This window comes from Microbacter margulisiae (assembly GCF_014192515.1).
Classification (GTDB): Bacteria; Bacteroidota; Bacteroidia; order Bacteroidales; family Paludibacteraceae; genus Microbacter; species Microbacter margulisiae.
The window spans coordinates 324,983-339,264 of record NZ_JACHYB010000002.1 but is presented as its reverse complement, the minus strand read 5'-3'; the positions used below and the strand labels follow the sequence as shown (position 1 = coordinate 339,264).

Annotated in this window: 7 protein-coding genes; 5 read left to right on the top strand and 2 right to left on the bottom strand. The window is 40.8% G+C overall.

The window, feature by feature from the left end:
- Positions 1-4: 4 nt before the first annotated feature.
- Both FHX64_RS10565 and FHX64_RS10560 read right to left on the bottom strand, forming a co-directional pair.
- Positions 5-1,033: a lipid II:glycine glycyltransferase FemX gene (locus FHX64_RS10565; RefSeq protein WP_183413818.1), complete on the bottom strand. Its 1,029-nt coding sequence runs from the start codon at positions 1,031-1,033 to the stop codon at positions 5-7.
- Positions 1,030-1,953 (bottom strand): glycosyltransferase, encoded by a 924-nt coding sequence (locus tag FHX64_RS10560; protein WP_183413817.1) that lies wholly within the window; start codon positions 1,951-1,953, stop codon positions 1,030-1,032. The genes FHX64_RS10565 and FHX64_RS10560 overlap by 4 nt, the downstream gene beginning before the upstream one ends.
- Before the next feature lie 1,010 nt (positions 1,954-2,963).
- Here FHX64_RS10560 and gltB point away from each other — a divergent pair.
- The 5 genes from gltB (at position 2,964) to FHX64_RS10535 (ending at position 14,103) form a co-directional block, all read left to right on the top strand.
- Positions 2,964-7,490 carry a glutamate synthase large subunit gene (gene gltB, locus FHX64_RS10555; RefSeq protein WP_183413816.1) on the top strand — a complete coding sequence of 1,509 codons (4,527 nt, stop codon included), beginning with the start codon at positions 2,964-2,966 and terminating at the stop codon, positions 7,488-7,490.
- A 73-nt stretch (positions 7,491-7,563) separates the two neighbouring features.
- Positions 7,564-8,982, top strand: a complete 1,419-nt coding sequence (locus FHX64_RS10550; RefSeq protein WP_183413815.1) for a glutamate synthase subunit beta — start codon at positions 7,564-7,566, stop codon at positions 8,980-8,982.
- 53 nt (positions 8,983-9,035) lie between these two features.
- Positions 9,036-11,300 (top strand): aconitate hydratase, encoded by a 2,265-nt coding sequence (locus FHX64_RS10545; protein WP_183413814.1) that lies wholly within the window; start codon positions 9,036-9,038, stop codon positions 11,298-11,300.
- 35 nt (positions 11,301-11,335) lie between these two features.
- On the top strand, positions 11,336-12,604 hold the full coding sequence (gene icd / locus FHX64_RS10540; protein ID WP_183413813.1) for an NADP-dependent isocitrate dehydrogenase: 1,269 nt from the start codon (positions 11,336-11,338) through the stop codon (positions 12,602-12,604).
- A gap of 143 nt (positions 12,605-12,747) precedes the next feature.
- A complete protein-coding gene (locus FHX64_RS10535; RefSeq protein ID WP_183413812.1) occupies positions 12,748-14,103 on the top strand; it encodes a citrate synthase in 1,356 nt (451 codons plus the stop codon).
- Positions 14,104-14,282 lie beyond the last annotated feature (179 nt).

The following is a 14,282-nucleotide window of genomic DNA, read 5'->3' as shown; positions in this document are numbered from 1 at the left end:
GTGTTTATCGTAATTTTTGCCAGAATCGGAAAGCGTTTTGCATGAGTGCAAATATAGCGTTATTATGAGCAATTTCATAGCGTCCGAAATTGACTAGCGTGCCACCATAGCGAATTTTGTAATCACGAACGCCATACGGTATATTGGGATTGCCAGCGCCACCAAAATCAAACGTTGTAAAGCCTTCGTCCTTGCATCGCAGAAAAATTTCCCAGGGAAGGAGGTCATTTGGGCGTACAGAATAAAATTTTTGATAACTTCCTGCATACCAGTCGAAAATCTGCGTTTTATAAGCAAACAGGTAACGGGTGCCAATGAGTTGCTGCTGGTAAAAAGCGCCATAAATTTTTAGCATTCCTTTAGGAACCAGTATTTTAAAAGCTTTTTCGAATACTGTTTTTTTTGCCAAAGGAAGCTTTTCCCGTTCATATACTGCTCGCAGTATTTTCCAAGATTCCTCTCTTTCCTGATCCGTTTTTAATTCTCTGACTTCGACTTGCTGTTTCAGGGCTTGCCTGATTTTGTTACGCCGTTGCGGATAAACCTCCTTCCAAAGCGTTTCTTCTGAGTTGGTTAAATCAATGAGAATATTTAGATGCTCTTCAAAACGTGCACTAACCTGTTGGAACGCCTGTTGAAATGGAGACATGTCAAATTGGTTCCGAAACTGCGTATAAACGGCGCGATGTCTTATTTTTTTGCAATAGCTTTTTAATAACAATTCTGCGACATCTGGATGTTGGGCGTCTATAAGTGGTCCCCCGACAACAATGGCGCGTGAAGTAAGATATCCCAACAGGCCATTATAAACCGTTTGGCGGATCGCTACCAATATGCCGACCATTTGTAAATTGCTGTTATATGCCGAAACTACGTATGATTTGTAGCCTTTTATATCCTGATATAGATCTACATAATCAGGTGTATGAAAAAAATTGCCTTGCGGATGAGTGTTTACGAACATTGTCCATTGATCACGATCAATATCATGTATAGAAGTTCGTATGATATAAGAAGAATTGGGATGATTCATTGGGCAAAAAGTTGATATATGGCATTGATTCGGGAAGCAACAGTTGCCAAATCTATTCCTTGGCCCTGAATTTTTAGGCGTCCGTCCGTCCGCTTTCCAGTAGATGAAAAGTCTAGTGCTGCTTTAATGCTATGAACGACAGCCTCTTTATCGAAAGATGTAATGAAGCAACCATCAGTTGTTGAAATGAGATTGTTCACGTCTCCCACGTCAGTTGAAACAATGGGACAGTTGCATGCCATGGCTTCTTTAATAAATTGGGGGGAGCCTTCTGTTATTGATGTCATAAGGGCAACATCGGCAGCGTTCATTAACAAATTTACTTCTTCGCGGCGATAATTAACCAACGGTATTAGATACACATTCTCCAATGTTTCTGTAGCTTGCTGCGCTAAGGTAAAATTTTTGACCTTGTCTTCAGGATTGCCGGCAAAAAGAATATATTTTGCTCTGGTATCCCATCCTAATGCCTGTCTTGCCAGTTGTTTTTCAACGGGATAAAATAGCGAAAGATTAACTCCGCATGGAATTACTAAAAAACAACTTCTATACCTGATCTTTAACGCCAATTGTTCTGATACAAAAATGTTGTATTGGGAAAGACGAATTGCAATTTTGGAAAAGCATTTCACTTTGGGGTTGTTGATGTCGCTTCCGTGGTATGTAGTCACTACTGGTATCCGCCGTTGTAAATTCGCTAACAAACCGGACAAGCCATAATGTGCATGAATGAGTGTTGGCTCCCCTTTTTTGATAGTTTGCTTCAGTGCAAAAAATGCCTGTAAATAGCCTTTGATTCCTTTGTTTTCGATAAAAAAGTAATCAAAAGAAAGGTTGAAAGGCTGTAAGCTCTCGACCTGTTCGGTTATAAAAGGAGCTATTTTCCCATTTGTTTTGCTGCAAACAATAAGTACCTTCATTCTCAACGTGTTTATTGACTTGAAACCTGATAATTTTATATACTTCCAGATAACAGTCGTTTATTGATACTGTGATTTAGGCTGAAAGGCTCCATCTATTCATGCATCTTTTAGAAATATACATTGAGATTCTCTCGTCCCTGGGTTAAGCTTTGAGCAAAGGTAATCATTTAAAGTTATGGTTTTTTACATATCATCGATTTTTTGTTTTACTGAGATACATCCCAAGTAGATATTAAATCTCCCTGTATTTTTTTTGCTTGTTGTTATATCTGCATGAACATTGGCGACATAATTAATACATTAATATTACTTAGATAATACAATCTTATTCCATATTATTTTTATTATAGGATATCTAAGGTATATGTATGGGATATATATGGTATATCTAAGGAATATCATATGTATATAACATAAAACATGATAGTTAAATCGATTCTGTTTTGGCTGCGGAATTACTAAATGGGTATATCTTGAAATTTTATTTTGATAATGAATTGAGCATTCTATGTTTTGGGGGTGAATGTTGTGATGGAACGGTGCAAATAGCTGATTATTTGTATATATATACCAAATGAATTGTTTATATGCATTAACATTTTTGATAAGAAGAAGTATTAGTGTGCTCTTAATCTGATTTAATGTATATTCTTGCATTTTTGTGCGGTGTAATATGTTTATATTAAATATATTGTAATGTGGTGGTACCCCGGATTCTTTCTATTGCAGTATAATGATAGAATATCAGCGTATTGATTATCTTTGTATTTTTATTCTCAACAGATCAAGTCTTTTCATAAAATCGGCTATATTTTGAGCAATAATTTTGTTTTAAGGCAAAAAATGCGGATATTTGTAGCTTCAAAGCTCGAAATAGTAACGATTTGATATTTCTGATATAGAAATCATGTCATTTGATGAGAATGACAGAAAGAAGTGCTCCTGTAAGAATATTTTGAAGTTTGACGAGGAGAGCTATGACAACAGGGATGAATAATGATAATAATATGAAACAAGTAAGTAGAAATTCTTTTGCTTTTCCGCCGGTACAGGGATTGTACGATCCGGACAACGAGCGTGATGGTTGTGGTGTAGGATTGGTGGTTAACATCAAAGGCGGGAAATCTCATGATATTGTCGAAAACGGTTTACAGGTGCTAGAGCACATGATGCACCGCGGAGCAGAAGGTGCAGATAACAAAACCGGAGACGGCGCGGGCATTCTGGTACAGATACCCCATGAGTTTATATTGCTTCAAGGCATTCCTGTGCCAGAAAAAGGTAAATATGGTACAGGGTTATGTTTTATGCCTAAGGAGGAGTTGCAACAACAGATTTTTATCTCGATACTGAAAAAACAGGTTGAAAAAGAGGGATTGTCAATACTTACCATCCGTAATGTCCCTGTTGACAGGGATGTGCTGGGTGATGTCGCTTTGGCAGCTGAGCCTGAGATCAAACAATTGTTTATCGTTGGTTGCGATGATTCGAATCTTTTGGAGCGTAAACTATATATGATTCGTAAGCGTGTTGAGAATGAGGTATTGGGATCCGATTTGAAAGATAAGGATCAATTTTATATTGTCAGCTTATCAACCAAGAAGTTGATTTATAAAGGGATGCTTTCATCGATACAGTTGCGCAGTTATTTCCCTGATTTGACAAGTCCATATTTTACCAGCGCATTAGCATTGGTACATTCCCGTTTTTCAACCAATACGTTCCCTACATGGTCGCTTGCACAGCCTTTCCGTTTGTTGGGACACAATGGTGAAATTAATACTATTAGGGGAAACCGTAGCTGGATGCGTTCACGTAAAAGTGTATTGAATCCCGAACTGTTGTGCTCAATGGACGAACTTGACCCGATTGTGCAACCCGGCATGAGCGACAGTGCTACACTGGATAATGTACTTGAATTTTTCGTTATGAGCGGGATGAGTATTCCTCACGCTTTAGCCATGCTTATTCCTGAAAGTTTTAACGATAAAAACCCGATTTCGGCTGATCTAAAAGCCTTTTATGAATATCACAGTATTTTTATGGAGCCATGGGATGGCCCTGCTACAATCATATTTTCGGATGGTCAGTATGCCGGCGGTATGCTTGACAGGAATGGATTGAGGCCGGCACGTTACCTGATCACTAAAAATGATATGATGGTCATTGCTTCGGAAACCGGAGTATTGCCTATTGACGCTTCCCAGATTAAGGAAAAAGGGAGGTTACGTCCAGGTAAAATGTTAATGGTAGATACCGAAAAGGGTATCCTATATTCTGATGGGGAATTGAAGGAGCAATTAGCTTCAGCCTATCCATACCGAGAATGGTTGGAAAAGAACCGGGTTGTTTTAGGTAGTTTATCGTCAGGTAGACAAGTAAAGCATACTGTTGATAATTATGATACTTTATTGCGTGTATTCGGCTATAATAAAGAGGATATTGAGCGGATTATGATTCCGATGGGCTTGTCGGGAGCAGAGCCTACCAGCTCTATGGGTAACGATATTCCACCAGCTGTGTTGTCCTCTCAACCTCAACGGTTGTTTACCTATTTTCGGCAGCAATTTGCCCAGGTAACCAATCCTGCCATCGATCCGATTCGCGAAGAGTTGGTTATGTCAACCATTAACTACATTGGATCTATTGGTGGAAATATTTTGCATCCGTCACCGGAACACTGCAAGGTAGTTCGCCTGCCGGTACCGGTATTGACGAATACTGAACTTGATATTCTATGTAACCTGAAATATAAAGGGTTTACCACAAAATCCCTTCCTATGTTATTCCCGGTAGCGGAAGGCGCTGCCGGTATGGAAGCCGCGATTGAAGAGCTTTGTAAAAGTGCAGAAAAGGCTGTTGATGAAGGTTATAACTACGTAATATTGACCGATAAGGGTGTTACAGCAGAAAAGGCACCTATTCCTTCATTGCTGGCTTTATCGGCTGTACATAAATATCTGAATGATAAATGTAAACGTGCACAGATTGCATTGATTGTGGAAACGGCTGAAGCATATGAAACTATGCATATTGCTTTGCTGGTAGGCTTCGGTGCGAGTGGAGTCAATCCATACATGGCCTTTGCCGTGCTTAATGATCTGGTTGCACGAAAAGAGATTCAGCTTGATTTTGAGACCGCCGAGAAACATTATCTTAAAGGCATTCATAAGGGGCTACTAAAGATTATGTCGAAGATGGGGATCTCTACCATAAAGAGTTATAATGGAGCTAAAATTTTTGAAGCACTTGGCTTATCCAATGCGTTCCTGCAGAAATATTTCAGAGGAATGCATTCAAAGATTGAAGGTGCTGATCTAAGTGATATTACAGAGGAAATACTTAAAGCACACAGCAAGGGCTTTGAACTAGACCCGAATGATAAAATTCTGGAAGGCTATGGAAATTATGCATTCCGAGTGAATGGTGAGGTACATGCCTGGAATCCGGAAACGATTTCAAAGCTTCAGTTAGCTACCCGGCTGGGCAGCTATAAGAAATTCAAAGAATATACCCAATTGGTTGATGGAAAAGCTTCTCCAATCTTTTTGCGTGACCTAATGAGTTATAAGCGCAATCCAATTGATATTTCTCTGGTTGAGCCGGCTTCAGAGATTACGAAACGGTTTGTAACCGGCGCTATGTCGTTCGGATCAATCAGCAGGGAAGCACACGAAGCTTTGGCTCTTGCTATGAATACGATCGGAGGAAAGAGTAATACGGGAGAAGGAGGAGAAGATCCTGTCCGTTTTATTCCGCGTCCTGACGGGACTTCGGCACGAAGCGCCATTAAACAGGTTGCTTCGGGGCGCTTTGGTGTAACGACGCATTATTTGATCAATGCTGATGAGATCCAGATTAAAATTGCTCAGGGAGCTAAACCGGGAGAAGGAGGTCAGTTGCCTGGTTTCAAGGTAGATGAGATGATTGCTAAAACACGACACTCCATTCCTGGCATTTCGTTGATTTCACCGCCACCGCATCATGATATTTATTCTATTGAGGATTTAGCTCAATTGATTTTCGATTTGAAAAATGTAAATCCGAAAGCCCGCATCAGCGTTAAGCTGGTAGCTGAGTCAGGTGTCGGGACGATTGCTGCCGGAGTTGTGAAAGCAAAAGCAGATATGATCCTGATCAGTGGTTGTGAAGGAGGAACCGGAGCAAGTCCGATGAGTTCTATCCGTCATGCTGGGTTACCGGCAGAGCTTGGGCTTGCTGAAACCCAACAAACTTTGGTGTTAAATAACTTACGGGGAAATATACGCTTGCAAACAGATGGTCAAATCAAGACCGGACGTGATATTGTGATGATGGCTTTGTTAGGTGCCGAAGAATTTGGTTTTGCTACCAGTGCCCTGATTGTATTAGGTTGCGTATTGATGCGTAAATGTCATTTGAATACCTGTCCAATGGGAGTAGCTACTCAGGATGAAAAGCTGCGTCAACACTTCGTAGGCCGCTATGAATATCTGGTTAATTTCTTCAATTTCCTTGCTGAAGAGGTACGGGAACATTTGGCCCAAATGGGTTTCACAAAACTGGATGATATCATTGGCCGTTCTGATCTTATTGAAGCAAAATCATATCCCAAAGATACAAAGATTGGGAAAGTGGATTTATCTCAAATCCTTTACCGTCCGGCTGAGGCTGATCGTTATGCAGTAAGAAAGGTAGTGGATCAAAAGCATAAGATTACTGACGTGTTGGATCTGCAACTGATTAAAGCCACTAAAACTGCACTTGAATCAGCAATGCCCGTTCTATTGAAATATCCGATTCATAACACCGATCGTGCCGTAGGGGCAATGTTATCCGGTAAGATTGCGGAGCATACCGGTGAAGCCGGATTACCTGAAGGAACAATCAATATGAATTTCACCGGATCTGCCGGACAAAGCTTTGGCGCATTCCTGGTTAAAGGGCTAACGTTCCGTCTTGAAGGAGATGCGAATGACTATTTAGGAAAAGGATTGTCGGGAGGCCGTGTTATTGTGGTGCCGCCGGTAGGGACAACCTTTAAGTCGAACGAGAATATTATTGCTGGTAATACATTGCTTTATGGGGCTACCAGTGGTGAGGTTTATATCAGTGGTAGGGTAGGAGAACGTTTTTGTGTCCGCAATAGTGGAGCCGTAGCTGTTGTAGAAGGAGCAGGTGACCATTGCTGCGAATATATGACAGGTGGCCGTACGGTTGTTTTAGGCTCTGTAGGCCGCAATTTTGCTGCAGGGATGAGCGGAGGTATGGCCTATGTATGGGATCCAGATAATACATTTGATTATTTCTGCAACATGGAAATGGTAGAATTATCGTTGGTTGAAGATGTGCTGGATATAAAAGAGCTGACCGAACTGATCGAAAACCATGTTCGCTACACTGACAGCGCCATAGGTAAAGAACTGTTGACAGACTGGGAACATTCGGTTACTCAATTCATTAAAGTTATGCCGATTGAATATAAGAAAGTTTTGCATGCTCAACGCCTGGCTGCTTTAGAAGCAAAAATTGCCAATGTTGAACGTGATTATTAATTAGGGCCCTGATTATGTTACAGAAGGCAAACACCAGGGAATTTGAAACTTCAAAAATAAGGAAATAAAAGATATGGGAAATCCAAAAGCATTTATGACCATCATGCGTAAAGAAGCAGGTTACCGTCCTGTAGATGAACGTGTGTATGATTTCTCTGAAGTAGAGCAGACGCTTAATATAGAGGATCGTAAACTGCAAGCTTCGCGTTGTATGGATTGTGGCATACCATTTTGTCACTGGGCTTGTCCGCTAAATAATAAGATGCCTGAATGGCAAGATTTAGCTTACAAAGGGAAATGGTTTGATGCCTATAAGATATTGTCAACCACAAATGATTTTCCGGAATTTACAGGTCGTATTTGCCCTGCTCCCTGCGAAAAGTCATGTGTGTTGAAGTTGCATGAAGAACCGGTAACGATTCGTGAAAATGAAGCTGCCGTTGCTGAACAAGCATTTTTACAAGGATTTATTAAACCTGTAATGCCATCCGTGCGTACGGGAAAGAAAGTTGCCGTTATTGGCTCAGGCCCTGCAGGCTTAGCTTGTGCAAACCGTTTGAATCATAAGGGTCATTCGGTGACTGTGTTTGAAAAGGACGAAGCAATAGGAGGTTTGTTGCGGTTTGGTATTCCTGATTTTAAGTTGCATAAACAAGTGATAGATCGTCGACTAGATCTGATGCAAGCCGAGGGAGTTGCGTTCAGGACTTCGGTTAATGTTGGTATTGATATTTCTGCTAAAGATCTTTTGAAGGAATATGATGCAGTATGTATTGCTATCGGGTCGGGAGTTCCGCGTAATTTGAATGTGCCTGGACGTGAATTGAAAGGAGTTTATTTTGCTTTAGAATTTTTACAAATGCAAAACCGGATTATTGCCGGAGAGACAATTGCCGAGTCAGCTATGATTTCCGCTAAAGGGAAAAATGTACTGGTGATTGGTGGTGGAGATACCGGATCCGATTGTGTAGGAACTTCTATTCGTCAGAAAGCTTCCAGTGTTACTCAAATTGAAATATTACCAAAGCCGCCGGCAAATAAAAATCCAGATACACCATGGCCACTTTATCCAATGGTTCTTAAGACCTCTTCATCTCATGAGGAGGGTTGCGTTCGTCGCTGGAATTTGGATACGGTTAAATTTATCGGAGAAGACGGAAAAGTAACCGGCGCTGAAATAGAAGAGGTAGAATGGGCAAAAGACGCCGAAGGGCGCATGACCATGACACGGACAGGGAAAAAAGAAGTGATTAAAGCGGAATTGGTATTACTCTCGATGGGATTTGTTAACCCTGTTTACGAAGGCTTATTGCAAGAACTTGGTGTAGAATTGACGCAACGAAAGAATGTTGCTATTGATAACGCCTACCACACCAGTGTGGATAAGGTCTTTGCTGTAGGGGATGCAGCTATGGGGGCTTCTTTAGTAGTTCGCGCCATAGCATCAGGCCGTGATGCTGCAATTGATATTGATCGTTTTCTTAGGAAATGATGATGCATAACGCCTTTGAAATCTTTATTTGTCAGGTCTTTAAGTGAAATGGAATGAAAATAGATAATTTCGATCTTTTTTATCAACAGTTCAAGCAACGTCTGGAAAAAGTACGTACTGAAGTACAGCGTCCCTTGACGTTGGCGGAAAAGGTTTTATATGTGCATCTCAGCGCGGAAGGAGCTCCGTTGTTTCGGCGGGGCATCGATTATGCAACTTTTTTGCCTGACCGTGTCGCTATGCAAGATGCTACGGCACAAATGGCTTTGTTGCAATTTATGAATGCCGGGAAACGACGCACAGCTGTTCCTTCATCAGTGCATTGCGATCATTTGATTACGGCAAAAGCGGGAGCATCAGTAGATTTGCCGCAAGCATTAAGCAGCAACGATGAGGTGTATCATTTTCTTTTACAGGTTTGTCAAAAATATGGCATTGATTTTTGGCAGCCGGGAGCAGGGATTATTCATCAGGTGGTACTGGAAAATTATGCCATGCCAGGAGCTATGATGGTGGGAACGGATTCGCATACCCCTAACGCAGGCGGGTTGGGAATGATTGCTATTGGCGTTGGGGGCGCGGATGCCGTTGATGTGATGGTTGGGATGCCGTGGGAGTTGAAAATGCCACAAATTATCGGCGTAAAGCTGACCGGGAAATTAAACGGGTGGGTTTCTCCCAAAGATGTAATTTTGAAATTAGCGGGTATTCTGACAGTAAAAGGTGCTACCAATGCAATTTTGGAATATTTTGGAGACGGTGTTGCCTCGCTGTCAACAACAGGAAGAGCTACCATTTGTAATATGGGGGCAGAAGTAGGAGCGACTACTTCTATATTCCCATTTGATGAAAAAACGGCGGATTTTCTGAAAGCTACCCAACGTCAAGGTATTGCTGAAGCTGCTAAAGCTATTGCTTCCGAATTGAAAGCTGATGATGCTGTTTTGCACTCACCCGAGCAATTTTATGATCAGGTGATAGAAATTGACTTAAATCAATTAGAACCCTATATTAACGGACCCTTTACTCCGGATGCCGCACATCCTATTTCTGAATTTGTACGTATTGTAAAGGAGAAAGGTTATCCGGAAGAGGTCGAGGTAGGATTGATAGGTTCGTGTACCAATTCATCCTATGAAGATCTGTCACGGGCAGCTTCAGTGGCACGACAGGCTATGCAAGCCAATCTTAAGACCGCTGCTCAATTTATTGTTTCGCCGGGTTCTGAGCAAGTACGGGCTACGGCTGAACGTGATGGTTTGTTGGCTCCTTTTGAACAATTTGGAGGTGTAATTATGGCTAATGCCTGTGGCCCTTGTATCGGACAGTGGAAACGCCAGACCAATGAACCTGAGAAGAAGAATTCTATCGTTTCATCGTTTAATCGTAATTTTGCAAAACGTGCCGATGGAAACCCCAATACATATCATTTTGTCACTTCACCTGTGCTGGTGACTGCTTTAACATTGGCTGGCCGTTTGACGTTCAATCCAATGACAGATTCGCTGAAAGATCAGAATGGTAATTCGATGCGTTTGGTAGAACCTATTGGCAGCGAATTGCCGGAAAACGGTTTTCAGCAGGTAGATAAAGGATGCTTACTGCCTTCTGATGAGGGAGATGCTGTCTCGGTTGAAATTCATCCGGATTCTCAACGCCTGCAAATATTGCAACCATTTGATTCATGGGATGGCAATGACTTGCTTGGGTTACGTTTGTTGATTAAAACGCAAGGGAAGTGCACTACCGATCACATTTCGATGGCAGGAGAATGGTTACGATTCAGAGGTCATTTGGCCAATATTTCCAAGAATCTGTTGATGGGAGCTGTCAATTCTTTTAATGGGAAAACCAATCATGTATTGAATCCATTAAATGGTGAATATGATCATGTTTCTTCAGTAGCAGGCGCATTGAAAATCAAAGACTTATCGTCAATTGTGGTGGCAGAAGATAATTATGGAGAAGGTTCTTCACGAGAACATGCTGCGATGGAGCCCCGTTATCTGGGCGTAAAAGTCATTCTGGCTAAATCGTTTGCCCGTATTCATGAGACAAATCTAAAGAAACAAGGTGTGCTGGCGATTACGTTTGCTAATGCTACCGACTATGATAAAGTACAAGAAAACGACACAATAGATGTTTTGGGGCTGTCTGAATTTACTCCAACGCAGACTTTGTATGTTCGTTTGCATCATAAAGACGGAACATCAGATAAGTTTCGTGCTGTTCATACATACAATCAGGAACAGATTGATTGGTTCAAGGCGGGCAGTGCTTTGAACAAGTTAAAATCAGAAACTGCTACTGAAGCTTAAGTGGATATTTTTTGTTATACAACATGCTGTAGTCGATGGAAATTACTTTTACCAATCACCAAATACAAACCCCGGATAATCCTACCATTCCCTATATTGAGGGAGATGGCATTGGGCCTGAGATATGGACAGCTGCAAAGCAAGTGATGGATGCTGCTGTACGAAAGGCATATAACGGTAAGCGTCATATAGAATGGAAAGAAGTTCTGGCTGGAGAGAAGGCATTTAATCAAACCGGGACATGGCTGCCAAATGATACTTTAAAGGCTTTCCAGACCTATCGCATTGGTATTAAAGGGCCTTTAACCACTCCTATTGGAGGAGGTATACGTTCATTGAACGTAGCTTTACGTCAAACTCTTGATCTGTTTGTTTGTCTGCGTCCGGTACGCTGGTTCAAAGGAGTGCCTGCTCCGGTAAAGCATCCTGAAAATGTAAAGATGGTGATTTTTCGAGAAAATACTGAAGATATTTATGCCGGTATTGAATTTGAGCTTGGAAAACCAGAAACAGATATTTTCCGCCATTTTTTGACTGATGAAATGGGCATTTCGAAAGTTCGGTTTCCAGAGAGCAGTGCATTTGGAGTAAAGCCGATATCAAAAGATGGTTCTGAACGATTGGTACGTTCTGCAATACATTATGCGATAACCAATCATTTGCCTTCCGTTACTTTGGTGCATAAGGGAAACATTATGAAATATACGGAAGGTGCATTTAAAAACTGGGGTTATCAAATTGCTGCGAATGAATTTGGAGATGCCGTTTTTTGCTGGCCTACTTATTTGGAAATCAAAAAGAGAGATGGGAAAAGGGCAGCGGATGAGGCTTTTGAAAACGCTAAAACTCAGGGCAAAATAATTATTAAGGACGTAATTACAGACGCATTTTTGCAGGAATCACTACTTCATCCTGAAGATCATTCGGTTATAGCAACTATGAATTTGAACGGTGATTATATTTCCGATCAACTGGCAGCCTGTGTTGGAGGTATTGGAATTGCCCCCGGAGCCAATATTAATTATGATAGTGGGCATGCCATTTTTGAAGCAACTCATGGAACTGCTCCTGACATTGCAGGAACAGGAAAAGCAAATCCTTCGTCGTTATTGCTTTCTGGTGTTATGATGTTGGATTATCTTGGATGGACCGAGGCAGGCAAATTAATTGAAAATGCTTTGGAAGCTTTGATGGCGGAAGGTAAAATGACGGCAGATTTATATTCGCAAACTGAACATGCTACATTACTTACAACCCCTGCATATGCAGATGCCATGCTAGCAAAAATAGAGTCGGCATTTTGAACCAGTCTGTTGATACAGGACTAAGAGAACACTGCAACATGTTTTTGCTTTGATGAAATTGTTTAGAAAACAGCAAGTTATAATCCATTAATGAGTTGCACAGAACATTGTGTTATACCTCATTTGGGCAATTTTATACGATTATGAACACAGATGAATTAATTCAGAAATTGACGGAATCAATTAAGGTAACCAGCCACATTGATACGGAGTTGTTTACAAAATACAATGTAAAAAGAGGGTTGCGCAACGAGGATCATTCCGGGGTGTTGGTTGGATTAACAACAATCGGAGATGTTGTTGGATATGAACGGCAGGAAGGTGCTGCCCTAAAAGCTATTCCGGGTAAATTGATTTATCGTGGTATCGATGTTGAGGAAATTGCAACGTCCATTGATCAGGAAAAACGTTTCGGATTTGAAGAAACTGTTTTTTTGCTGCTTGCAGGGTATTTACCATCTCCAGATGAACTAAAAACATTCAATACTCTAATATCGGAACAACGTTCCATTGAAGAGTTATCCAAGTTCAGTATTTTGCAGCTGCAGGGTCATGATATTATGAATATCCTGGCACGTTCTGTAATGATTATGTACACATTTGACGACAATGCTGATGATATTTCTCCAGAAAACCTGATGAAGCAAGCAGTCTCTTTAATTGCTAAGTTTCCGACTATCATAGCATATGCGTATCACAGTATGCGGCATAATTATCACGGGCAAACGTTAGCTATTCGCCACCCCAAAGATAATTTATCGATTGCCGAAAATTTCCTTTATATGCTGAAAGGGCAGGATCATTATACTGAATTGGATGCCAGAGTACTGGATATGGCTTTGGTATTGCATGCAGAACATGGTGGTGGAAATAACTCAACATTCACCATTCGAGTTACCAGTTCATCAGGTACAGATACTTATTCGTCCGTAGCAGCTGCTATCGGCTCTTTGAAAGGGCCTTTGCATGGGGGAGCTAATCTTCAGGTGATGGATATGTTTAATCATTTAAAAGGTGCTATTCATAATTGGTCTGATGAGCAGGAGATTAAATCCTATTTATTGAAAATATTAAAGAAAGAGGTATATAACAGAAAAGGCTTGATTTATGGAATAGGGCATGCTGTATATACGATATCCGATCCCCGTGCTGTAATTTTGCGCGATATGGCCCGTGATTTAGCTCATGAGAAAGGAAGAGACCAAGAGTTTGAGTTTCTTGAGCTATTGGAGAAATTAGCCATTGAAACTTTTATGGAATTCAAAGGGTTGAATGTTAATAAGCAAGTTTGTGCCAATGTCGACTTTTATTCCGGATTTGTTTACGAAATGATCGGTTTACCTCGTGAAGTGTTTACTCCAATTTTTGCAATGGCACGCATTGCTGGCTGGATGGCCCATCGTATTGAAGAACTCAATTTTGAAAGTAAGCGGATTATCCGACCGGCATATAAAAATGTAAGCGATCGAAAGCAGTATTTACCTTTGAATAAAAGATGATTTGATTTAAGATACAAAAAACTGATTGAGAGGCTGATTTCAATCAGTTTTTTTTTGAGAATAAATTAGCCAGAGTCTGTTTTTTGCAAAAAAAATGTAACTTTGCACCTCGGATATTTGTGCTAAAAAAACAATTAAAATTCTGTTTGTAAGTTATTTACGCTTTATAATAAGGTTTT